At 68.7% G+C, this 23108-nt stretch carries 14 protein-coding genes and 2 pseudogenes; 9 read left to right on the forward strand and 7 right to left on the reverse strand.

From position 1 onward, the window contains the following. Window positions 1-6: 6 nt before the first annotated feature. A pseudogene (locus QXK92_RS01290) lies at window positions 7-1560 on the forward strand (APC family permease); the annotation flags it as partial. A gap of 21 nt (window positions 1561-1581) precedes the next feature. Here the strand turns inward: QXK92_RS01290 and QXK92_RS01295 are convergent. Beyond that, window positions 1582-2772, reverse strand: coding sequence for an MFS transporter (locus QXK92_RS01295; protein WP_306244081.1), 1191 nt, complete (start codon window positions 2770-2772; stop codon window positions 1582-1584). Between the two features lie 98 nt (window positions 2773-2870). Between QXK92_RS01295 and QXK92_RS01300 the strand changes: the two genes are divergently transcribed. Continuing rightward, a complete protein-coding gene (locus QXK92_RS01300; RefSeq protein WP_306244083.1) occupies window positions 2871-4544 on the forward strand; it encodes an ATP-binding domain-containing protein in 1674 nt (557 codons plus the stop codon). A 388-nt stretch (window positions 4545-4932) separates the two neighbouring features. On the opposite strand, the gene QXK92_RS01305 is transcribed toward QXK92_RS01300, so the two are convergent. The 3 genes and pseudogenes from QXK92_RS01305 to QXK92_RS01315 form a co-directional block, all read right to left on the reverse strand. Next, window positions 4933-9126 carry a PE domain-containing protein gene (locus QXK92_RS01305; RefSeq protein WP_306239875.1) on the reverse strand — a complete coding sequence of 1398 codons (4194 nt, stop codon included), beginning with the start codon at window positions 9124-9126 and terminating at the stop codon, window positions 4933-4935. A 233-nt stretch (window positions 9127-9359) separates the two neighbouring features. Beyond that, complete coding sequence (locus tag QXK92_RS01310; RefSeq protein WP_306239876.1) at window positions 9360-9938, reverse strand: alkaline phosphatase family protein; 579 nt, start codon at window positions 9936-9938, stop codon at window positions 9360-9362. A gap of 66 nt (window positions 9939-10004) precedes the next feature. Further along, window positions 10005-13505, reverse strand: a pseudogene (locus QXK92_RS01315) (PE domain-containing protein); the annotation flags it as partial. A gap of 220 nt (window positions 13506-13725) precedes the next feature. Here QXK92_RS01315 and QXK92_RS01320 point away from each other — a divergent pair. After that, on the forward strand, window positions 13726-13989 hold the full coding sequence (locus tag QXK92_RS01320) for a hypothetical protein (RefSeq protein ID WP_306244085.1): 264 nt from the start codon (window positions 13726-13728) through the stop codon (window positions 13987-13989). An 18-nt stretch (window positions 13990-14007) separates the two neighbouring features. On the opposite strand, the gene QXK92_RS01325 is transcribed toward QXK92_RS01320, so the two are convergent. Continuing rightward, the gene (locus QXK92_RS01325; protein WP_306239877.1) at window positions 14008-15558 is read right to left on the reverse strand and encodes a serine/threonine-protein kinase; all 1551 of its coding nucleotides are present in this window, start codon (window positions 15556-15558) and stop codon (window positions 14008-14010) included. Window positions 15559-15733: 175 nt separating this feature from the next. Beyond that, entirely contained in the window at window positions 15734-17656 is a 1923-nt protein-coding gene (locus tag QXK92_RS01330) for a serine/threonine-protein kinase PknD (RefSeq protein ID WP_306239878.1), read from the reverse strand. 186 nt (window positions 17657-17842) lie between these two features. Here QXK92_RS01330 and QXK92_RS01335 point away from each other — a divergent pair, with 186 nt between their 5' ends. From QXK92_RS01335 to QXK92_RS01345, 3 genes are all read left to right on the forward strand, one after another. Further along, a complete protein-coding gene (locus QXK92_RS01335; RefSeq protein ID WP_306239879.1) occupies window positions 17843-18625 on the forward strand; it encodes a hypothetical protein in 783 nt (260 codons plus the stop codon). A gap of 82 nt (window positions 18626-18707) precedes the next feature. Next, window positions 18708-18935, forward strand: a complete 228-nt coding sequence (locus QXK92_RS01340; protein ID WP_306239880.1) for a ribbon-helix-helix domain-containing protein — start codon at window positions 18708-18710, stop codon at window positions 18933-18935. Beyond that, window positions 18922-19269, forward strand: a complete 348-nt coding sequence (locus QXK92_RS01345) for a type II toxin-antitoxin system PemK/MazF family toxin (protein WP_306244086.1) — start codon at window positions 18922-18924, stop codon at window positions 19267-19269. The genes QXK92_RS01340 and QXK92_RS01345 overlap by 14 nt, the downstream gene beginning before the upstream one ends. A 30-nt stretch (window positions 19270-19299) precedes the next feature. On the opposite strand, the gene QXK92_RS01350 is transcribed toward QXK92_RS01345, so the two are convergent. Continuing rightward, complete coding sequence (locus QXK92_RS01350) at window positions 19300-19713, reverse strand: DUF6636 domain-containing protein (protein ID WP_306239881.1); 414 nt, start codon at window positions 19711-19713, stop codon at window positions 19300-19302. Window positions 19714-19888: 175 nt separating this feature from the next. On the opposite strand from QXK92_RS01350, the gene QXK92_RS01355 reads away from it, so the two are divergent. The 3 genes from QXK92_RS01355 to QXK92_RS01365 are packed head-to-tail and all read left to right on the forward strand — an operon-like array spanning window position 19889 to window position 23102. Beyond that, the gene (locus tag QXK92_RS01355) at window positions 19889-20638 is read left to right on the forward strand and encodes an Rv3717 family N-acetylmuramoyl-L-alanine amidase (protein WP_306239882.1); all 750 of its coding nucleotides are present in this window, start codon (window positions 19889-19891) and stop codon (window positions 20636-20638) included. A 10-nt stretch (window positions 20639-20648) separates the two neighbouring features. Beyond that, complete coding sequence (locus tag QXK92_RS01360) at window positions 20649-21494, forward strand: hypothetical protein (RefSeq protein WP_306239883.1); 846 nt, start codon at window positions 20649-20651, stop codon at window positions 21492-21494. A 48-nt stretch (window positions 21495-21542) separates the two neighbouring features. Next, window positions 21543-23102, forward strand: a complete 1560-nt coding sequence (locus QXK92_RS01365; RefSeq protein ID WP_306239884.1) for a serine/threonine-protein kinase — start codon at window positions 21543-21545, stop codon at window positions 23100-23102. Window positions 23103-23108: the final 6 nt, after the last annotated feature.

Below are 23108 nucleotides of genomic sequence, written 5' to 3' on the forward strand. Positions count from 1 at the left end.
ACAACGATGAGCCAACCTGAGATTGCGGCCGGTGAGGCCGTGGCGACCGTCGAAAGAAGAGGCCTCAAGGGTGGCGCACTCGGTTTGCTCTCCAGCGTGGTGGTCGGGTTGGCATCCACGGCGCCGGCGTACAGCTTGGCCGCGACATTGGGTCTGATCGTGGCCAGTGGCGGTGGGCAGCTGGCCGGTGTCAAAGCCCCTGGCGTCGTGCTCATGTCGTTCGTCCCGATGTTCCTGATCGCGGTGGCCTGCCGGGAACTGAACGCGGCAGAACCGGACTGCGGCACCACGTTCGCGTGGGCGTCGCGGGCATTCGGGCCCGTCGTCGGATGGCTCGGCGGCTGGGCAATGGTTGCGGCGGAAGTGATTGTGATGGCCAACCTGGTCGAGATCACCGGGGCGTACTCGTTCAGATTCGTCGGCGTCCTGGGCTGGCATTCGGTTGCGGCCCTGGCCGACAACAGGTTCTGGTCGACGGTCGGAGGCGTCTGGTGGATCGTGTTGATGACCTACGTCTGCTATCGCGGCATCGAGATCTCGGCCTCAGTGCTCTCCGCTCTGCTGTCGATCCAGATCCTGATGCTGATGGTGTTTTCGGTGGTGGCGCTGGTCAAGGTGTATACCGTTAGGGCCCAGGCGAATTCACTGCATCCGTCACTGTCGTGGTTCTGGCCGGACGGTCTTGATTTTGGGTCTCAAATCGCCCCAGCGATTCTGCTGGCCATCTTCATGTACTGGGGCTGGGACACAGCTTTGGCGTGCAACGAGGAGTCCGAGGACCCCACCCGCACCCCGGGCCGGTCGGCAATCATCTCGACTTTCCTGCTGCTGGCGACCTACACCGTGGTGACCGTGTCGGCCGTCGCGTTCGGCGGTGTCGGGACGACGGGCTCCGGGCTGGGCAACCCACACAACTCCAAAGACGTCTTCGCATCCATCGGTCCGGATCTGTTCGGCAACGGCACACTCGGCACGATTGCACTGCTGTTGCTGGCGGCGTCGATCCTCACGTCTGCCGCCGCCTCGACGCAGGCGACGATCTTGCAGACCGCGCGCACCACCTTGTCGATGGCGAGGTGCCAGGCGCTACCTGACTCGTTCGCGAAGATCCACCATCGCTACCTCACACCGACCACATCGACCATCGCGGTCGGCGCCGTGTCCATCCCGTGCTACGTCCTGTTCACTCTCGTCAGCACCAACCTGCTAACCGCGCTGGTCGGATCGGTCGGGTTGATGATCGCGTTCTACTACGGGCTCACCGGGTTTGCGTGTACGTGGTACTACCGCAAGACCCTCACCAGGTCGGTGCGGGACTTCGTGATCCGCGGCGTCGCCCCGCTGCTGGGCGGAGCGGTCTTGCTGATCGTGTTCGGCTACGGGCTCATCCAGTACGCCACGCCCGGTTGGTTGACGGACGACGACGGCAACGAGATCACATTCCTCGGGTTCGGCGCTGTCGCAGCGGTCGGTATCGGGGCGTTGGTGCTCGGACTGATCCTGATGGCGGTCTGGTGGGCGATAGCCCCAGCCTTCTTCCGGGGCCGCACCATGACGCGCGGCGGCGGCTGACGGAATTGTTCAGCGGTGCCCGACACCGCGGACCAGCCGGCCGCCAACAACGACCACCGCAAACACCCCGCCAACAATCCCCGAAACCAACAGTGGCAGTTGCCCGTTCGATCCCCACAGCAGCCCCGCCCACAAACCCGCCACCAGTACTCCGAAACCGGTCCCGCCCTGGAACACCCCCTGCGCGCTGGCCTGATGCTCCGGCCCGACGAGCCCGGAGATCCAGGCCTTCCCGACCCCGTCGGTGCATCCCGTGAACAGTCCGTACGCCCCGATGAGCAGCCAAGCCGTCACGACGTCGGTGGTCAGTCCCAGCCCGATGTAGCCGATTGCGAAGAACGTCAGCCCGAAACCGAACAGCGCCGGCCTGCCAACCCGGTCGGCCAGTGCCCCGGCCGGGTAGCTGGCCAGCGCATACACCAGGTTGTACCCGACGTAGGCCAGAATCACCTCGACCACCGAGAAGCCGATCTCGTTGAGCCGCAACAACAACAGGGCGTCGGGGAAATTCACCACACTGAACGCGATGAGCAGCGCGGTCACCCGCCAATACGGCCGCGGCAAGCTGCGCACACCGGCCCACATGGACGGCCGTTGTGCTCGTGGCACGGGACGGCTGCGCTCCCGTACCAGGAACATGAGCGCCACGCTCAGGACGGCGGGCACGATCGCGACGTACAGCAGCGGCTTGATCTTGTGGTCGAGCAGCTCGTAGCACGCCAGGCCCAGCAGCGGGCCGACGACAGCTCCCAGGGTGTCCATCGCGCGGTGGAAGCCAAACACGCGGCCGCGCAACGCCTCGTCCACCTGGTCGACCAGCAGGGCGTCCCGCGGCGCACCGCGGACACCCTTGCCGAGCCGGTCGACCACGCGACCCGCGAGCACACCCGGCCACGCCGCGGCCACGGCGATGATCACCTTTCCGAGTGCCGCCATCCCGTACCCGGTGGTGATCAGGGGACGACGCGAAAACCTGTCGCCGAGCGGGCCGGCCGCGAGTTTTGTCAGGGAGGCCGCACCTTCGGCCACGCCCTCGACGGCTCCCACCACAGACGGCGGAGCACCCAGTACGGCCGTGAGGTAGATCGGCAGCAGCGGATACAGCAGCTCACTGGCGCTGTCCTGCAGGAACGACACCGCCGAGAGCACCCGCACGTTACGAGTGAGCCAGCCGGGCCCCGAGCGGCTCGGCCGCACCATGTCTTCCTGGTCCACGGTGGTCAGCGTAGGCAACGGCGCTGCCGTGGGCGCCATTGGACTTGTGGCCAGTTGTCACCGGCACGTTGTTCAATCATGAAATGGCGGTAACCAAGTCGACGACCCTGCATGCCACAGCCCCGCGCCTGGCGAACGGCGCCGAGCGGTGTGTGTACCACGCGCTGATCGACCAGCTGCAGCCCAACGATCTGGTCATCCCCGGCCAGCGTGTCACCGACCATCTCAAGGACCACGAGGTCGACTTCGTTGTCGGTATCGAAGGCGCGGGCATCGTCTGCTTGGAGGTCAAGGGCGGAGAGGTGTGGCATGACGGTGAGGGCTGGTGCCAGATCCGCGGTGGGAAAAAGGTCAACATCGAGCCGATCCGCCAAGCGCGTGAAGCGTGCTATGCGCTGCGGAGCTATGTCGAGAGCGATCCGCGCTGGAAGCGGGGGCGCCTGCGCTGGGATCACGTCGTGGTGCTGCCCAATGTCGAACTGCCGAAGGACTTCTCGCTGCCGGAATGCCCACGTTGGAAGATCATTGATCGCACCGATCTTCCCATGCTGGTGCACAAGCTGCGTCGCATCATCATCCGGCAAGAGTTAGACCGGCCGCTGCTGGCCGAAGACGGGATCACACAACTCGGCACCGTGCTGAGCGGTAGGGGATTACCGCAACGCGACGTGGTCGCCCGCGCCCTGGCGAATGAGGACGCGGCCGATACGCTCACCGGTCACCAGTCCGTCATCCTTGACGCAATTCGTCTGATCAACCGCGTTGAAGTGCGCGGCGGTGCAGGCAGCGGCAAGACTTTCCTCGCCATCGAACAAGCCCGCCGGCTCGCTCAGCAGGGCCAACGGGTGGCGCTCGTGTGCTACTCCCACGGCCTGGCGTCCTACCTGGAACGCGTCAGCGCCGCCTGGCCCCGTCGCCAGCGGCCCGCATATGTAGGGGAATTTCATGCGCTCGGAGTTCTATGGGGCGCACCGGAAGGCCCGGACGAATCGTTACGCACTGAGCAGACCATCCGGTTCTGGGAACACGACCTTCCGCAGCAGATGGCAGAGCGCGCAGCGCAATTGGATCCTGGACATCGCTATGACTCGATCGTTGTCGATGAGGCACAGGACTTCGCCGACGCCTGGTGGGATCCACTGCTCGCCGCCTTGAAAGACGAGGAATCAGGCGGTCTGTACGTCTTCAGCGACGAGGGCCAGCGCGTGTTCAGCCGGCATGGCACGCCGCCCGTTCCCTTGGTCCCGCTGATCCTGGATCACAACGTGCGCAACACCAAGCAGATTGCCAACGCTTTTCAGCCGCTCGTGGATCACCCGATGCGCTTCCTGGGTGGCGACGGGCCCGCCGTGAAGTTCGTGGCCTGCTCGCGCGACGACGCTATGGATGTCGGTGACGACGAGGTCGAATCACTCCTGGGACAGGGATGGCGCCCGGAAGACGTCGCTCTGCTGACTACTGGCAGCCGACACCCGGAGCAGAAGGAGCGGCAAGCCGCGGGTAACGCCGCCTATTGGGATAGCTTCTGGGATGCAGAGCAGGTCTTCTATGGACACGTGCTGGGCTTCAAGGGACTTGAGCGACGGGCGATCGTGCTGGTCGTCAACGAACGGTCAGCATTCGAGCGCTCGCGGGAACGGCTCTACGTCGGGCTTTCCCGGGCGCGGGATCAGCTCGTGGTGTGCGGAGACCCGGAATTCATCCGGGAAGTGGGTGGCCCGGACCTTGCTGCCAGACTGAATCTTCCTGCTGGATAGTGCGCACCGGCATCGATATGAGTGGTGCGCATGGCTCCGCCATGCGGGGGATTTGATGGCGCATGGTGGAAAGAGTCTGAACTCATCACCGAGCAGTCCATCGGGACCGGTCTGTCGGCGTATTCGCCCTGCGGGTCCTGAAGAGTTAGGTGAAATGCAAGCGGTGGGCTTGCTACGCGGCCTGCAGCGCAAATCAGCCGCATCACCTCGGCTGATCCGTTGTTTCCTGGGAGCAGTCGGCGGTCAATTCCCGCTGGCGGCGACTCACGCCCTACTTGAAGTCGCGCGGTGAAGAGGCGAGAGTCGTTTCCGCGCCAGGGGATAAGCGCTTCTGCTGCCCTGGGTTGGCGAATAGGCGAATTTGTCAACAACTCCCGCGCCTACCCCCCTACGACCAGAACCCATTCATCGGCGTCGCATACATATCATTAAACGTCAACGGCGCCAACGGAACTCCCGGCATCGGACCCAGCGCGTACTCGATCGTCGACATCAGGCTGTACTGGTCGTAGTAGCTGTGAGTCACGAACTGCCCGGACAGCATCCCCGATGTGATGGCGCCCTGGTTGGGGATGACGATCATCGGAACGTGGTTGCCCTGGTTGCCGATTCCCAATCCCAGATTGTTGTAGTCCTCGTCCCAGGTGATGATGATGGCGTCGCGCTGGCCGGCGGTGTTCCACGCGGTGGAGTTCTGAATCTGCGAAACCTGCTGTTGCAGGAAATGGTCGCCGGCGGCCACGTTGTACTGGTGATTGGTGAGCTGGCTGCCCACGAAGTTGAGGATGCTGAGAGGCGAATCCACCGGCCCTTCCATGTCATTGGCGTTGTTGGCGACGATCCAGCTGAACCGCGGCGTGGTGCTCGGGTTCTGCAGATCGATGCTCAACTGTGTCAGCGGCAGCAGATGCTCCTGCTGATATGCCACGGTGTTGTTGAAGACATAGCTGTACTGAGCGGCTGGTATCTGGAACGTGCTGTAGTCACCGGAGGAGACCAGCGCGCCGGGGTAGGGCATGCCTTGCGCGTAGTTGGCCCACGAAACTCCGGCGCCGTCCATTTCTTGCATCAGGCTGGGGGCGTTGATGGACGGCGGGTTCGGGTTGTAGGTGAGGCCGAAGTCCGAGCCGCCGAGAATCCGGAAGTAGTTCGGCGCACTAGGGTGGCTGTTGGCGAAGTAGTTGTCCGCCGACCCGTAGGTGCCGAGCAGGCTGTTGATGTACGGCGCGTTCACACTCCCGACGATGTCGGTGAAGCCGTGGTTTTCCATGTAGATCAGGAACACATGATCAAGTTGGCCGACGTTGGAGGTTGGCACGGTCAGCGCCGCGGGGGTCAGGCCGGGCGCACCGACGGTGAACGACAGGTTGTCGGCGTAGGCGTTGTTGTAGTGGTTGGTGATGGGGTTGGAGTCGTTGAAGGTGGCGGTGACCACCGCGGAGGTGGTGCCTACCGGGATCGTCCCGGAGACCGAACGCGGCTGCAGCCCAATGGTTCCCAACCGATCGATGGCGCTGACCGTTGTCGTCGATCCGGTGCCCAGCACCGCGCCGTTGGAGTTGAGGAAGCTGACCTGCAGCGCGGTCGACGACGGGTCTACCAGGTATCCGCCGAGCAGCCCGCTGAGCGTGTAAGGCGTTGTGCCGGTGTTGATCTTGGTGGCTGCGGCGCTCAGATCGACCGTTTGACTGATGCTGGACGTCGCCACCGGCCCGCCACCGGCGAAATTGGCACCGGCGCCCGGGGGAGCGGTGCCCGGGAAGCCCAAGAAGCCCGGTAGGTCCGGGAACGGGAACGAGACTCCCAACACGTAGCTGACCTTGTCGGTTCCATACGCGATGATCGTCGGGGTGCCGCTCACGGACCAGCCTGGGAAGGTCACCGAGCTGGTGCCCGACGGTGACGGGGTCGCGATTTCAAAGTTCCCGTTGACCAACAGGTTCGGGCTCATCGGCAGACCGGGAATCCCGTTGACACCCAACAGGATTCCGCGGGTTCCAACAGTGCCGGGGCCGCCCAGCAACGCGAGCGTCGCCGCGTTGCCGGCGTTGCCACCGTTGCCGCCGTCGCCGATCAAAACGGCACTGCCGCCGGTACCGCCGTTCCCGCTACCAAAACCGGGGGCACCTTCAGCGCCGGTCCCGCCGGGCCCGCCGTTGCCCAGCAGCGCCCCGCCGACCCCGCCACGGCCGCCCGTCCCGCCGATGCCCGCGTCGGAGAAGCCACCGGTTCCACCGGCACCGCCGGAACCCAGCAAGGTCGCATCACCACCGATGCCACCTCGACCGCCGGAGAAGTGCCCGACGAAGGGCACTCCTGCCGTGCCTCCCGCACCGCCGGAACCGCCGGAGCCGAGCCAGCCTGCGCTGCCTCCTCCGCCGCCGTTGCCTCCACCTGCGATGGCCTGTGCGGGTGACAGCACCGATCCACCGGCTCCGCCGGAGCCTCCGGTGCCGGCGAATTGTCCACCCGCCCCACCGCTTCCACCCGGCCCTCCGGTTCCGGTCAGGCTGGCCCCGCCGTCGCCGCCGGCCCCGCCGGTACCGACCACGGAGCCCCCGATGGTGCCCGCTCCGCCCCCGAACAGCGAACCGGCGAGGCCGGCGGGCCCACCGTTTCCGCCGGCACCCCCGATGTCGCCGGCCCCGCCGACCCCGCCGTAGCCGCCGCCGGCACCGACCAGCCCGCTGAGGGCGCCACCGGCCCCGCCGGCCCCGCCTGCACCGCCCAGGAGAATGGGGACCGAGATTCTCGCCATCCCGCCCGTCCCACCGACCCCACCGGAGCCGAAGATCCCGCCAGTACCGCCGTCCCCGCCACCGCCACCGTTGCCGTCGGCCCCGACCGCGCCGGCTCCGCCGGCTCCGCCGTTACCGAACAACAAGCCGCCATTGCCGCCCTGACCGCCGGCGCTGCCGACCCCGGTCGCGCCGTACCCGCCGGCCCCACCCGTGCCGCCGCCGCCCAACAGTCCCGCGGACCCACCGGGCCCGCCGGGTATGCCGTTGGCGCCGGACCCGCCGGCTCCGCCGTCACCGAGCAACCACCCACCCGGACTCCCGGCGGCCCCACTGCCGGCCGCGCCTGGGGCGCCGTTGCCGATCAACGGGCGCCCGGTCAGCGCCACACTGGGCGCGTTGATGGCGTCGAGCACTGCCGCCGGCAGCAACAACCCGTTCGCGCCGGCGGCGCCGTTGCTGCCCGCCGGGGCCCCGAGTCCGCCGATCCCACCCGTTCCGCCGAGTCCGAACAGCGTGGCCTTTCCGCCGGCGCCACCGGCCCCGCCGGCGAAGAGCGCCGGCGCGGCCTGGGCGCCGGCCCCGCCGGCCCCGCCGCTGCCGAATATCAGGCCGCCCGCGCCGCCGTTGCCGCCGGCCCCGCCGGCACCGGTCGCGAACCCGCCGAACCCGCCGGCGCCGCCGAAACCGAACAGCCCCGCGTCACCGCCGGCCCCGCCGTGGCCGCTAGTGCCCCCGGCCCAGTTGCCGCCGCCGGCCCCGCCCGCGCCGCCCGAGCCCAATAGCCAGCCGGCGTGCCCGCCGCTGCCGCCCGACCCGGCGCTGCCGTGCAAGCCGGTGCCACCGGTGCCGCCGACGCCACCGTTGCCGAACAGGGGACCGGCCGCGCCACCGGCGCCTCCGGTTCCGCCACCTCCGGTGCCGCCCAATCCGCCAGTGCCCCCGCCGCCGCCGGCGCCGAACAGCAAACCACCGGCGCCGCCGGCCCCGCCGGTACCACCGGCGATGCCGACTCCGCCCGCCCCGCCGGGCCCGCCTCCGGCGCCGACCAGCCCGGCGAGTAGCCCACCGGACCCGCCGGCCCCACCGACACCACCCGCTCCGGCCGCCGCGAAGCCGCCGGTCCCGCCGGCGCCGCCGGCGCCGAACAGACCGCCCGCACCGCCCGCGCCGCCGGCCCCGGCCGTCCCGGCTGCCGCGAACCCACCGACCCCGCCGGCCCCGCCGGTGCCGATCAGCCATCCGCCGTGCCCGCCCGGCCCGCCGGCACCGCCAGTGCCTCCCGCCCCGCCGGCCCCGCCGGTGCCGATCAACCCCGCATCCCCGCCCGCGCCGCCGCCGTAACCGAACGGGGGACCGGCCGCACCTGACCCGCCGGCCCCGCCGTCGCCGATCAGCCAGCCGCCCGGAGCCCCTTTGGCTCCCGTGCCGGGCGCTCCGTTGGCGCCGTTGCCGATCAGCGGACGTCCGGTCAAGGCGAGGACGGGTGCGTTCACCGTGTCCACCACCTCGAGCAGGCTCTGCCCGATGGTCTGCTCGAATGCCTGCAGCGACAGTCCGTTGACGGTCTCGGCGGCCCCGTAGGCACCGGCGCCGGCAGTCAACGCCTGCTGAAACTGCTTCTCGTACAGCGCAATCTGAGCGCCCACTGACTGGTATGACTCGGCGTAGCCGCCGAACAGCCGGGCGATCGCCGCGGACACCTCATCAGCGGCGGCGGCCGCGATCTGCGTGGTCGACGGGGCCGCAGACGCGGTGGCCCGCCTGATCGCCTCCGCGATCCCGTTCAGATCCGCTGACGCCGAAGCCAAGGCTTCAGGTGCTGCAACGAGAAAAGTCGACATCTGCGACTCCCATCGACGGGGCGACGTGATCGGCTCACTCTATTCACAGCGACTTCAAATGTGAACACACCTGGACGTGTCGCCGGACATGTTTGTGCGCCGGCAACAAAAGCTGGGGGCTCGACCCGGCCTGAGGGTGGAGGTCGCGCATCGAAACCTGGCCAAGGATGCCGCTGGACGTTGGCATTCTGCCAATCACGTTGTCAGAGAACGGTAATGCGATCGCAGAACCTCTACGACCAGAAGTCGTTCATCGGCGTCGCATACAGGTCGTTGTTCGTCAGCGTCACCAGCGGGGTTCCCGTGGTCGGGCTCAACGCGTACTCGATCGTCGACATCAGGCTGTAGTGGTTGTAGTAGCTGTTGGTGACGAAGTGTCCGGACAACATCCCGCCGGAGGTCACGGCGGCTTGATTCGGGATGACGACCATCGGAATGTGGTTGCCCTGGTTGCCATTTCCGGTCGACAGATTGTTGTAGTCCTCGTCGAAGGTGATGATGATGACGTCCTTGGAGCCACTGTTCCATGTCGGCGAGTTCATGATGGTGGACACGTTCTGTTGTAGATACTGGTCGCCGGCAGCGATGTTGTACTGGTGGTTGGTGAGCTGGCTGCCAAGCCAGTTGGCGATGTCGAGAGGCGAACTCACCGGGCCCTCCATGTTGGTTTCCTCCGAGCCGCAAATCCAGGCGAATCTCGGAGCGGTGAGCGGGTTCTGCAGATCGGCTCCCAGTTGCGTCAATGGCAACAGGTGGTCGGCCAGGTAGGTCGGAGAGCTGTTGTAGACGTAAGTCAAACGGGGGAAAGGCAATTGGTCGACGCTGTAATCGCCGGACGACACGATCGCGCCCGGCTAGGGCATGTTCGGTGTGTAGCCGGCCCACGAGATGCCCGCGGTGTCCATCTTCTCTACGAGGTTGGGCGCGGTGACGGTGTTCGCTGTCGGGTTGTAGTCGATCCCCAGGTCGGTGCCGAGCAGGATCCGGAGATAGTTGGGCTCGCTGGGGTGGCCCAGTGCGTAGTAGTTGTTGGCGTAGCCGTAGGTGTTGATCAGGCTGTTGAGGTAGGGGGCGTTGACGCTGCCGAGGATGTCGGCGGCGCCCTTGTTCTCCATGTAGAACAGGAACACGTGGTCGAGTTGGCCGACATTCGACGTGGGGACGGTCAGAACCGGCGCGGTCAGGGTGGGGTCGCCGACGGTGAACGACAGGTTGTCGACATAGGCGTTGTTGTAGTTGCTCAGGATCGGGTTGCGGTCGGCGAGGGTGGCGGTCACTACCGCCGACGTGGTGCCGACGGGAATGGTCCCGGAGATGTCGCGGGCCTGGAAACCAGTGGCTCCCAAGCGATCCAGCAGGTTGACCTCCGAAGTCATACCGGTGCCCAGAACGGCCCCGTTGGCGTTGAGGAAAGTGACTTTCAGTGATGCCGCAGAGGGGTCCAGGAGGTAGCCGCCGAGGAGTCCGCTGAGCGTGTAGGGGACGGTGCCGGTGTTGATGTTGGCGGTTGCGGCGGTCAAGTCGACGGTCTGGCTGATCGAGCCTGAGCTCACCGGCCCACCTCCGGCGAAGTTGGTGCCCGCGCCCGGGGGAGCGGTGCCCGGGAAGCCCAGCACCGGTGGCGTATCCGGCAACGGGAAGGAGAAGGGCGAGGGGTAACCGCGTGGCGTTCCGTAGGAAATGATCGTCGGGGTGCCGGTGACGGACCAGCCGGGGATGGTCACCGAGCTGAAGCCCGACGGCGACGGTGTGGCGATCTCGAAGCTGCCGTTGACGAGCAGGTTGGGGCTCATGGGCAGGCCGGGGATGCCGTTGTGGCCGGCGAGCCAGCCGCCGGTGCCGATGGTGCCGGGGCGGCCGAGCAGGTTGAGGGTGGGGGAGTAGCCGCCGTTGCCGCCGTTACCGCCGTTGCCGATGAGCACCGAGTTGCCGCCGATGCCGCCGCGGCCGCCGGCTGCGGCGGAGGCTTCTGCGCCGGCGCCACCGGGACCGCCGTTGCCCAGCAGGGACCCACCGATTCCGCCGTGGCCGCCGGCGCCACCGGGGCCGGCGGCGGCCTGTCCGCCGGTTCCCCCGGCCCCGCCGCCACCGAGTAGTCCCGCGGCCCCGCCGATGCCGCCCTGTCCGCCCTGGGTTCCCGCGGCGCCGCCGACGCCCCCGCCACCGCCGGAGCCCAGCAGGCCGGCGGTGCCGCCGGGTCCGCCGAGACCCCCGGCGCCGGCTTGGCTGGTACCGCCGGCCCCGCCCGCGCCGCCGCCGCCGATGAACTGTCCGCCGGTGCCCCCGGCCGCGCCGGGACCGGCGGTGGTCAGGCCGACACCGCCATCGCCGCCGTGCCCACCGCCGCCGATCAGTGAGCCGCCGATGGTGCCGGCGCCGCCGCCGAAGATCGAGCCGCTGATGCCGGATGGGCCGCCGGCCCCGCCGGGACCGCCGATGTCGCCGGCGCCGCCGACCCCGCCGCCTCCGCCGGTGGCGCCGAGCAGCCCGCTGAAGGCGCCGCTGGCCCCGCCGACCCCGCCGCCGCCGCCGCGCAAACCAACGCCCGCTGGATCGGCCATGCCGCCGGTGCCGCCGGCGCCGCCGCCGCCGAACAGCCCGCCGGTGCCGCCGGCGCCACCGCCGCCGCCGTTGCCATCGACACCGAGGCCGACGCCGGCGCCGCCGGCCCCGCCGGTGCCGCCGGTGCCGAAGAACAGCCCGCCGTTGCCGCCCTGGCCGCCGGCGCGCCCGACCCCGGTGGCGCCCAGTCCGCCGGCCCCGCCGGTCCCGCCGCTGCCCAGCAGACCGGCGGCCCCGCCGGGGCCACCGGGGATGCCGTTGGCGCCCGAGCCGCCGGCTCCGCCGTCTCCGAGCAGCCAGCCGCCCGGCCCGCCGGCGGCCCCGCTGCCTGCGGCCCCGGCTGCGCCGTTGCCGATCAGCGGACGCCCGGTCAGCGCCACGCTCGGGGCATTGATCACGTTCAGGGCCGCGGCGGGCAGCAGCAGCCCGTTGGCGCCGGTGGCGCCGGTGGCGCCCGCGGGGGCGCCGAGTCCGCCGACTCCGCCGGCTCCGCCCAGCCCCAGCAATACGGCTTTGCCCCCGGCCCCGCCGGCCCCGCCGGCGAACAGCGGGGCGCCTTGGGCGCCGGCGCCGCCGGCCCCGCCACTGCCGATCAGCAGCGCCCCGGCCCCACCGGCCCCACCGGCGCCGCCGGCCCCGGCCGCGGCGAACCCGCCGACACCGCCGACCCCGCCGAACCCGAACCAGCCCGCATCCCCGCCGGCCCCACCGTGGCCGCCGGTAGTACTACCGAACGTGGCCCCGCCGGCCCCACCGATGCCCCCCGAGCCGAACACCCCGGCGTGCCCGCCGGCTCCACCGGCGCCGGCGTTTCCGAGCACGCTGGTCCCGCCGGTCCCACCGGCGCCGCCGTCGCCCCATAGCGGGCCCGCCGCGCCGCCTGTCCCGCCGATCCCGCCTGCTCCGGTCAGGCCCAACCCGCCGGTGCCCCCGGCGCCGCCGGCACCGAACAAGGGACCGCCGGCCCCGCCGGCACCGCCCGCGCCGCCGACCTGCCCGGTACCGCCCACCCCGCCGACTCCGCCACCCGCCCCGACCAGCCCACCGAGCAACCCGCCCGCGCCGCCGGTCCCACCGGCCCCGCCCGCCCCGGCCTGGCTCAACCCACCGGTCCCGCCGGCCCCGCCGGCGCCGAACAATCCACCGGCCCCCCCGGCGCCGCCGGCGCCGCCGGTCCCGTTGGTCACCAATCCGCCGGTGCCCCCGGCTCCGCCGGTGCCCAGCAGCCATCCGCCTTGTCCGCCGGCCCCGCCGTGGCCGCCCCCCGCACCGCCGGCCCCACCGGCCCCGCCGGTGCCGATCAGCCCCGCCGCCCCGCCCGCGCCGCCCGCCAAGCCCGCCGCCCCCGTCCCGCCGGCCCCGCCATCACCGAGCAACCAGCCCCCGGCCCCACCGGCCGCACCCGTGCCGGGAGCGCCGTTGGCGCCGTTGCCGATCAGCGGACGCCCGGTCAACGCGACCACCGGACCGTTGATCGGAGCCAAAAGCTGCTCGCCCAGCGCATGCAGATCCACGTTCTGCAGCGCCGACAGATTCACCGCCTCCGCGCTGGCATACGCCCCCGCCCCCGCACTCAACGCCTGGGCAAACTGCGCCCCGAAGACCGACGCCTGCGCATCCAGCGCCACAAACGTCTGCGCGTAATTACCGAACAACCCCGCAATCGCCGCCGACACCTCATCAGCGGCGGCCGCCGCCACCGACGTGGTCGACGGCGCCCACGACGCCGTCGCCTTCCTGACCGCCTCCCCGATCCCGCTCAAATCCGCCGCCGCCGCGGCCAGAGCCTCAGGTGCTGCGATCAGAAAAGTCGACATCTGCGGCTCCCATCATTGGGGCGAATCGATCGGTAATGTATTGCAGAAATGCGGGAATGTGAACCACCTTTTTGCTGGGTATTCGACCGCGATTGGGGTGGGGAATGCGGGCGCCGTGGAGTCCCTGATCCTTCGTCGCTCTCCTCCGAGAGGGGTTCGCGCCACGGCCGCGCGCGCCTAACCCAAAAGTCTCAACTAGAGGTTTACCCTTCACTCCGTGATGGTCGGGGAGTGCGTACTGCTGCCGGAGTTCGAGGTCCTGTCGGCGCTGGATTTCGAAACCGAGATTCCATGCATCTGCCGGAAGTTCTGCAGCGAGGCGGACCACGCCGCCGACTGGTGGATCACCCTGTCGTGCGGATGCCGATACCCGTTCTGCAGCAAGGCGTTACGGATGTCGAGGCTTCGGTTGAAGATCCGGCCGCTGACGTGCCGGCTGTGCTCGTCGCACGACATCGTGATCAGCAAGGTGAAGCGCACATAGCTGCCCCGGGGAGCCCCCTCAGTTGTACGCCGTGCTCCCCGCCACCAGATGCGTCGTGCTCACGATCTTCGCGATGCAGTGATCCCGGTCGAACCCCTTGCTGCTGCACCACATCAGCGCACCTCGGGCGTCGGCGAAGGTGATCCCCGCGATCGTCACCCAGAAATTCGGCTCGGAGAATGTCGACCAGTCACCCGACCACAGCAACTTGGCGTTGTACAGCTTGCGAAATTGCAGGTGTTCCTGCAGCGCCATTTCGTTGTCCCACACCACCCCGTTGTCGCGAATACCGGGACGCTTGGAACTGAGCTGCGGCACCCACTTGTCGGCGGCCTCGGTGGCGACGATGGAGCGGTCGAGGTTCACGTACTGGCGCAACTGCTGCTCGGCATCGCGCACTGCGGCGGCCGAAGTCGTGGGAATCGCCGCGGGCCGCGTGGTCGAGGGCGTCGTCGTCTGATAGGTCGGCGTAGCGCTCGTCTCGGACGACGGCTCATACGTCGGTCGCCCCGACGTCGGATAGGCCACTGCCGGCCGGTCCGGATCCGTGTTCTGTTTCCCGGCGACGACCACCACCAAGACCACCGCCACAACGACCAGGGCGGCCGCCACGGCGACGAGCGTCGGCACCAGATAGCGCCGCGAGTCGTCCCGCGGCTGGTACGGGGGAACCGTTGGGGGAGAGGGGAAATGCTGCGGCGGCGGCTGGTACTGCGCGGCATACACGGTGTCCGCGGCAGCCGGCTCCGGAGCCGACAACGCGCGCTTGGCCGCACGTGCCAACGCCCCGGCACTGCCGTACCGGTCATCCGGGTGCTTGGCCATTCCCCGGGCGACAACCTGATCGAGCGCCAGTGGCACGCCCGACCGGCCGACGCTGGGCCGCGGCGGCGGCGCCGTCAAGTGACCGGCAATGATCTGCTGGGTGTCGCCGACAAACGGCCGACGGCCGGTCAGTGCCTCGTACAGCACGCAGGCCAGCGCATACACATCGACCGCGGACGTCGCCGGCCCATCGCTGTTGAGTCGCTCGGGCGCCATGTACGCGAAGCTACCGACCTGGTATCCGGTCATCGTCAGATGCGACTCGCCCCGCGCCTCGGCGATGCCGAAGTCGACAAGGTAGGCGAAGTCGTCGGGGGTGACGATGATGTTCTGCGGCTTGACGTCACGGTGGATCAGCCCGTTGGCGTGGGCGGCATCCAGCGCCGCCGCCACCTGACCGATGATCTCGACGGCCCGCTCCACCGGCAGCGCACCCTTGGCGAGGATGTCGTGCAGGGTCTGGCCCCGGACCAGCCGCATGTCGATGTAGAGGGTGTGGTCGATCTCGCCCCAGTCGTGGATCGGAATCACATGCGGCTCTTGCAGAATCGCCGCGGCATGCGACTCACGCAGGAACCGCTCCCGGAAGGTCTGGTCGTCGGCGTACTCGTCGGGCAGCACCTTCAGCGCCACGGCGCGCCGCTTGTCGGTGTCGAATGCCTCGTACACCTCGCCCATGCCACCCTTGCCGAGCAGCCGGCTGACTTCGTATTTGCCAAAGGTTTCACCCACGAGTGACTTCATGGCAATTCCTGCCTTCCTCCCGTTCGCCAGTATGCGATGGAGGTCTGACAAGCGGCGGGCGTTTTCGGGGAATGGATATCCGTTGCGCAAAGACGCCGGCGCGCATGATTCGCCTATGGGCTTGCCTGCAGGACGGGCTGGACGCAGGCCGACACTGCTGGGCTTCGGCCCCAAATCACTTGTGTCGCAACGCGACAATCTTGTCGTTGCGCCCGCCCACGTAGACGGTGCCGCTGTTGTCGACCGACAGGCCCCACGGGTAGTCGAGGCCGGTGAACGGCAACTCCTCCTGCGTCGAGGATCCGACCGCGAGTTTCAGCGTGCGATTGTGGCCGGTGTCGTTGAGGTAGACGTTGCCCTTGGAATCGAGGGTCAGGCCGCCCGGTTGCTTGAGACCCGAAAACGGAAGTTCCGCTTGCTTTTTGGTCTCGACCGGCAAAATCAGCACCCGGTTGTTGCCGCCGTCGGCCACATACACGGTGCCGTTGCCGGTGACTACCAGACCCGTCGGATTGTTCAACCCGGTGAACGGGACCTCGGAGATGGTGGTCGACCCGGCGGGAAGCGCCACGACGTGGTTCTTACCCGTGTCCGCGACGTAGACGGTGCGGCTGCTGTCGACGGTGAGGCCCGTCGGGTTCTCCAGGTCGGTAAAGGGCAGCACCTCTTGGGTTTGCGACCCCGGACGCAGGACCAGCACCCGCTTGTTGCCCGCGTCGTTGACGTACACGGTGCCGGTGTTGTCGGCGGTCACACCGGTCGGCAGGTTGAGGCCGTCGAACGGCAGCGTGTGCGGTTCGGTGGCGCCGGCGAACAACGCCAGAATCCGATTGTGTTCGGTGTCAGCGACATACACCGTGCCGCCGATGTCCACCGACAAGCCCTGCGGGTCGCGCAGCCCACTGAACGGCAAGGTCACCTGTTCGTAGTCATTGTTCGACCCGGACGTGCCGATCACGACGATGGCCACCACGGTCACGATCGCGACCAGGACGGCACCCACGGCGACCGCCTTGCGACGCCACCACGGGCGCGCCGGGGGAGCAGGCGGCGCGGGGGCCGGACGGGGCACTGACGGTTCCGGCGGGGGGACGACGACCGGCCGCGCCATCGTCGGGTTGACGTTCTGCGGGGTCGGCGGCGGTGCCGGCCGCCGCGGCGGCGGCGGAGGCGGCGGCGGTTGCCGGGGTGGCGCAGGGGGTTGGCGCCAGTTGGTGTCGGGGCGGGGCAGTCGATTGGTGTAGGCGGCCGGAGCCGGATTCATCCTGATGGTCGGGGTCACCGCCGTGGCGGTGAGCGCGTTGGCGGCGTCCCGGGCGAGCTCGATGGCCGTGTCGTACCGATCGCCCGGGTTCTTCGCCATGCCCCGCGCGATGACCATGTCCAGGCTGGCCGGAATGTCCGGGTTGGTATTCGACGGCCGCGGTGGTGGCGCACTGCGGTGGCCGGTGATCTGCTCCTGCAGGGTGTCACCGGGAAACGGCGACTGCGCCGTCAGGCATTCATAGAGCACACAGGCCAGCGAATAGATGTCCGAGCGGGAGTCCACCTCTGCCGCGGTGAACCGTTCCGGGGCCATGTAGTGGTAGGTGCCGATGAAGTTACCGGTCGCCGTCAACGACAGGTCGTCGGCGGCGCGGGCGATGCCGAAGTCGATCAGGTAGGCGAAGTCGTCATGGTCGAGCAGGACGTTCGACGGCTTGACGTCCCGGTGCAGCAGCCGTTCGCGGTGCGCGGCGTGCAGGCCTTTGGCGACCTGGTCGATGATGCCGACCGCCCGCGCCGGCGGCAGCGGCCCTTGGTTCAGCACCCACTGCAGGTCGTGCCCCTCGATCAGCCGCATGTCCACATACAGGCGCCCGTTGATCTCGCCGTAGGTGTGGATCGGAATCAGATGCGGGCTGTTCAGCCGCGCGGTGGCGTGTGCCTCGCGCCGGAAGCGTTGCTGGAACACCTCGTCGTTGGAGACGGCCGACGGCAGGATCTTCAGGGCGACGACGCGGTCGGTGTCGGCGTCATAGGCGCGCCATACTTCGCCCATGCCGCCCCGGCCCATCAACTCGATGAGCCGGTACTTGCCGAACGAAGTCTCCTGCAACGACGCCTCCCACAATCGCCACCACTGGCCCGACTGTAACGCGGGCGCCTGTGACCAGTCACAGCATTTCACCGGGCCCGTCGTCGCGCCAGGTTAGCTGCGCGTTTGCCGTCCGTTAACCATATTGGCAGTTCGCCGGCTGAACTTTGGGTTCGGTAGTCGACTGCATCGCGTTGACTTATCGGCGTGAAGACGTGGATACCGGTCGTCATCACCACGACGGTGCTGGTTGCGGGGTGCTCGGCGCACCGGTCAGCCCCGCGCAACACGATGCCGGCCCTGCCCGGTCCGACGACGGTGCAGCAGCTGTGCGAGGCGCAGACCTGGCCGCGTCCGCTCCCCAACGTTGTCGGGCGACTGCTCTACCAGGCCAAAGACGGGGCACTGGGGTGCTGGGACAACGTCCGGGGGGTCGCGCCGGACGGGCACGACCCGCTGCACAGTCCCGCGCAGCCCGCGGAGAAGACCTATCGGATCGTCGCCATGTCGCCGGCTGCCGGCACACCGACAGGTCGCCACGACAGCGTGACGGTCGACCTCGCCGAACTCGACCCGACGGAGCCGGCGGCGCTTCGCCCGTGTGAGTGGGTGAGTGAGACCGAAGCCCGCCGATTGCTGGGTGGGCAGGTCAGCCTGGAGCCCTATGGCGACCAGGCCGGGTCGGTCGACATCGCCTGCATCTACAACAAGCCCGGTGACATGGGCGACGGCGTCGAGGTCGACCTGCAACTGCCCGGCGCGTTTCTGGTCGATGCGGCGTCGCAGTTCACCCTCGACGCGCGGCAGGCCACGAAGGTGGACGGCGTCGGGGTCAAGGCCGCCTGTGTCGACGACCCCACGACGTCGCCGCCGTCCACCACGCTGATCGTCGCGCTCAACGGCGACCGGCTGCTGCGGGTGATCCAGGGCAACGGATCGTGTGACACCGTGAAACGCTTCGCGCAGTCGGCAATTGGCCGGATCGGATGAAGCCGGGCCGCGGGCCAAGAGGCGCCGTCCTCGGTGGCGCACCCTTTTCCTACCAGAGTGCTACCCCGGTAGTATGGCTGGGATGAAGTTGAGTGTCAGTCTGTCCGAGGACGATGTCCGCGTGTTGGACGAATACGTGCAACGGACCGGGCTCCCCTCGCGATCGGCCGCGGTGCAGCGAGCGATCCGCCTGCTTCGTCACCCTTCCCTCGAGGAGGATTACGGGAAAGCCTGGGCGGAGTGGTCGGGTGGCGACGGCGATGCCTGGCACGACGCTGCCGCGGACGGGCTTGACGATGCTGCGCGGTGAGATATGGCAGGTCGACCTCAACCCAACTCGAGGCAGCGAGGCGAACAAGGTTCGTCCGGCCGTCGTAGTGAGCAATGACCGGGCGAACGCGATTGCATCCCGTCTCGGCCGTGGAGTCGTGACCGTCGTGCCTGTAACGAGCAACGTGACTACGGTTTACCCGTTCCAAGTGTTGCTGACGGGCGGCGCCATGGGTCTCGTTGTCGATTCGAAGGCCCAGGCCGAGCAGGTCAGATCCGTTGCGGCCGAACGTCTCCGCCGCCGACTCGGCCGGGTGTCCGGAGCCGAGCTGGCGCAACTCGACGATGCGCTGCGGCTGCACCTCGACTTGTGACGTAAGCCCCGGCGATGCAGGTGCGCGCCGCTATCCGAGCTTGAACGAGTCCCGGGAAACCTGGAAGTAGTGGCCGCTGCTGCTGTCGCTGCACTTCACGCCGGCTTCCTGGCTGACACAGCTGATAGTGCCGGCCGACGCGGTCTGGCCGTAGTTCAGGGTCGGTTCGCCGGGCACGCCCAGGGTGTCCCCGTGACAGTGGATCGCGGCCGGCTTGCCGACGTCGAGAACGAACCGGTTACCCCAGGCGATGTGCTGGGCGCATTCCGGCGGCGGAGGTGGAGTGTAGGTGTACTCGTTGATGTCGCACGCCGCGCCAGAGCTGTCCAGCGTGCAGACGATGTTGCCCGACGGGGTCCGGAAGTTCTGCGGGTCGGCGTGCGCGACGGCGGGCAGCGCGACGGCGGCCGCGGCCGCGATCGGCGCGAGCAGGAGAATTCGCATCGTCCGGTCATAGCACGCCGATCCACTGAGTGCTGGCGCTTTGGCAACGTCGAGATTGCCGTCACGGTCGTGGATGAGCCGCCATGCGCAACCATTGCGGCAATCTCGCGGCCAGCCGAGCGCCCCCGTCACAGGTGAAGGGCGCTGCGCCGACCCAGGTTGTTACCATCGCGCGGTGAGCCGATTTTCCAGGCGCGACGTGCTGAAATGCGCCGCCGCAGCACCGGTCCTGCTGGCCGCGCTGGTCACCGTCCCGCCCGCCTCAGCCGCCGGCATCGCCGGGATGAGCGTCTTCCTCGACCCCGGCCACAACGCGGTCGCTGACGCATCGATCAACCAGCAGGTGCCCAACGGCCGGGGCGGCACCAAGCCGTGCAACACCTCGGGCACCGCCGCCGGCGACGGCTACCCCGAGCACGCGTTCACCTGGGAGGTCACGAATATGGTCGCGGCCAACCTGAACAACCTCGGCGTCAACACCCAGCTCTCCAGGCCCGACGACGGCTCCGTCGGACCCTGTATCGATGCCCGCGCCGCCCGCGCCAACGCGATGCACCCGGACGCGATCGTCAGCATCCACGCCGACGGCGGGCCCACCTCCGGGCACGGCTTCCACGTGAACTACTCCAGCCCGCCACTCAATGACGCGCAATCCAACGGCGCAATGCAACTCGCCAACGCGATGCGATCCGCGCTGATCGCCGGGGGCTTCCAGCCGTCGAACTACATCGGCTCGGACGGCCTGTACGGTCGCGCCGACCTCGCGGGCCTCAACCTGGCCGAGTACCCGGCCGTGCTCGTCGAGCTCGGCAACATGAAGAACGCCGAGGACGCCGCCCAGATCGAAAGTGCCGACGGCCGAGCGAAATACGCCGCCGCCGTAACGCAGGGGATCGTCGCTTATCTCCAAGCCAAGGCGGGCTAGCGTCCGCACCGTGATCGCGGTCATCGCAACACTGGTTGTGGCGGCCGCGATCGTCACATTGACCGCCGTCTACACCTACCGGCACGCCCCCGCTCCGCAAAGGCCACCGATGACGTCCCCCGCAAGCGCCCCGCCCCCGCAGAACCCGTATCTGGCAAGCGAATTCGCCCAACTCGCCACCCGCGTGCACGCCACGATGGGACTGGCCGTCATCGCGCTCGGAAGCACCGAGCCGGCCACCACGTACGGCGACTGGCACCAGGGCCCGGCCTGGTCGACGATCAAGGTGCCACTGGCGATCGCCGCCTACCGCCAGCAGCATCAGGTCACCGCCAAGATCAACATCACCATCACCGAATCGGACAACGCAGCGGCAGAAGCACTTTGGCAGCAGCTCGGCGACCCGGTCACCGCGGCGGGCAAAGTCCAGGACGTCCTCCGTGAAACCGGCGACCCCACCACCGTCGAATCGCGCAAGCTGAGACCGGAATTCACCGCTTTCGGCCAGACCATCTGGTCGCTCACCGATCAGGCCCGCTTCATCGCACAGGCGTTCTGCGACAAGCAGAACGAACCGATCTTCGCGCTGATGGGGCAGATTGCGCAGCAACAGAGTTGGGGCATCGGCGCGCTACCCGGGGCGCAATTCAAGGGCGGCTGGGGCCCGTCCCCGGCCGGGCGATACCTGGTGCGCCAGATGGGTGTGCTCAATTCGGGCAGACTCGCCGTTGCCATCGCGGCCGAGCCCGCCTCAGGATCGTTCGAGGACGGCACCCGCGCGCTCGACGAAGCCGCCACCTGGCTCAGTGCGCACCTCGCGCAGCTGCCCGCCGGCCAGTGCCCGGGAAACCCTTAGACATCCCGGCAACGTGCCGCATAATCCCTACGGAGGAGGGCTTCAGCGGTGGATCAGCAGGTCGGCTCGACTTTCGGCAAATACACGATCACCGGCGTCGTCGGCAAGGGCGGCATGGGCGAGGTTTACGAGGCCTACGACAACCAGATCGGCCGCACCGTCGCGCTCAAGATCATGAACAGCCAGTTCGCCAACGACCGCCAATACCGCACCCGTTTCGAGCGTGAATCGCACGCCGCGGCCACCCTGCAGGAACCACACGTCATCCCGATTCACGGCTTCGGGGAGATCGACGGCAGGCTGTTCATCGACATGCGACTGGTCCGCGGCAAGGATCTGGACGGCTTGCTGGCAAGTGGGCCGCTGGAACCGGAGCGGGCGGTCGCCATCGTCGCCCAGATCGCCGCCGCGCTGGATGCCGCGCACGCCGAAGGACTCGTGCACCGGGACATCAAGCCGCAGAACATCCTGGTCACCCCCGCCGACTTCGCCTACCTGGCCGATTTCGGCATCGCCGAAACCATGGGGGAGCACACCCGTCTCACCGCGGCCAACATGCGCCTCGGCTCTTGGGCCTACATGGCACCGGAACGGTTTTCCGACAGCGACATCACGCCGTCCGCCGACATCTACTCGCTGGCGTGCGTGCTCTATGAAGCGCTGACCGGTCAGCCTCCGTTCCCGGGCGATTCCCAGGGCGCTTTGGTAGCCGCGCACCTGTCAGCACCGCCCCCGCGGCCCAGCCTGGCCAACCCGCGGGTTCCGGCTGCTCTGGATGAGGTCATCGCGCGCGGTATGGCCAAGGAGCCTGACGACCGGTACGGCAGCGCCGGGGCATTCGGGCGGGCGGCCGAACGGGCGCTGCGCAGCGGAGTACGCACCGCGGTCGACCCGGTCACCCCGGGCGACCCCACCCCGACCCGGCCCGCCTCCTGGCCGCCCCCGCCGCCACCGCAACCGCCGACGATGCAGGCGGTCTATCCGCAACCGTTCCCGCAATCGTTCCCCCAGTCCGGCCCGCAGCCGGTGGTCGCCTCCGAAGCTCCAGCGAAGCCGGGACGTCGCTGGCTGGTTCCGCTCGTCACCGTGGCCACTGCGGTGCTGGTGCTCGGCGGCATCGGCGTGGCCGTCGGACTGCTGGCGAAGGAGGAGGACTCCCCGCCCGCGTCGACCGCCACCGTGCCGCCGACCATCCCGCCGTACTCGGGCGAGACGTCCACGGTGAGCCCGGAGCCCATCCCGTCGCGGCCGACCACCGCGGCACCGCCGCTGGTGACCGGCCCCGACCAGAGCGCCAACCACCAGAGCTGCGACCAGGGCTTCCAGATGAACGTGACCGGGTACGGCTCGCACGGCGGTCGCGGCTCGCCGCAGACGTCGTGCTACTTCGCCAACGCCGTCCTGCACGCGTACTGGAATACCTACAACAACGCCACCAACGGCGCGCGCACCGTATCGTCGCCCGGAGCCGTGGACTGCTTCACGGTCGCGGGTGCGAACTGCGATCCGAAGATTCCGGCGAACTTTCTGATGCAGTGCGCCGGTGACGGAGCCAACCCATGGATCCGGTGCACCGGCGGCAAAGACGCCGTCGTCTATCTCTGGTAATCCAAT

This window comes from Mycobacterium sp. TY815 (assembly GCF_030755135.1).
In the GTDB taxonomy this organism is placed as follows: Bacteria; Actinomycetota; Actinomycetes; order Mycobacteriales; family Mycobacteriaceae; genus Mycobacterium.

Coding starts and splice junctions, on each gene's coding strand:
- QXK92_RS01320 (WP_306244085.1), top strand. CDS start 13,726: ATGGTCGGGGAGTGCGTACTGCTGCCGGAGTTCGAGGTCCTGTCGGCG.
- QXK92_RS01295 (WP_306244081.1), bottom strand. CDS start 2,772: ATGGTGCGGCCGAGCCGCTCGGGGCCCGGCTGGCTCACTCGTAACGTG.
- QXK92_RS01305 (WP_306239875.1), bottom strand. CDS start 9,126: ATGTCGACTTTTCTCGTTGCAGCACCTGAAGCCTTGGCTTCGGCGTCA.
- QXK92_RS01345 (WP_306244086.1), top strand. CDS start 18,922: ATGCTGCGCGGTGAGATATGGCAGGTCGACCTCAACCCAACTCGAGGC.
- QXK92_RS01300 (WP_306244083.1), top strand. CDS start 2,871: ATGGCGGTAACCAAGTCGACGACCCTGCATGCCACAGCCCCGCGCCTG.
- QXK92_RS01350 (WP_306239881.1), bottom strand. CDS start 19,713: ATGCGAATTCTCCTGCTCGCGCCGATCGCGGCCGCGGCCGCCGTCGCG.
- QXK92_RS01340 (WP_306239880.1), top strand. CDS start 18,708: ATGAAGTTGAGTGTCAGTCTGTCCGAGGACGATGTCCGCGTGTTGGAC.
- QXK92_RS01325 (WP_306239877.1), bottom strand. CDS start 15,558: ATGAAGTCACTCGTGGGTGAAACCTTTGGCAAATACGAAGTCAGCCGG.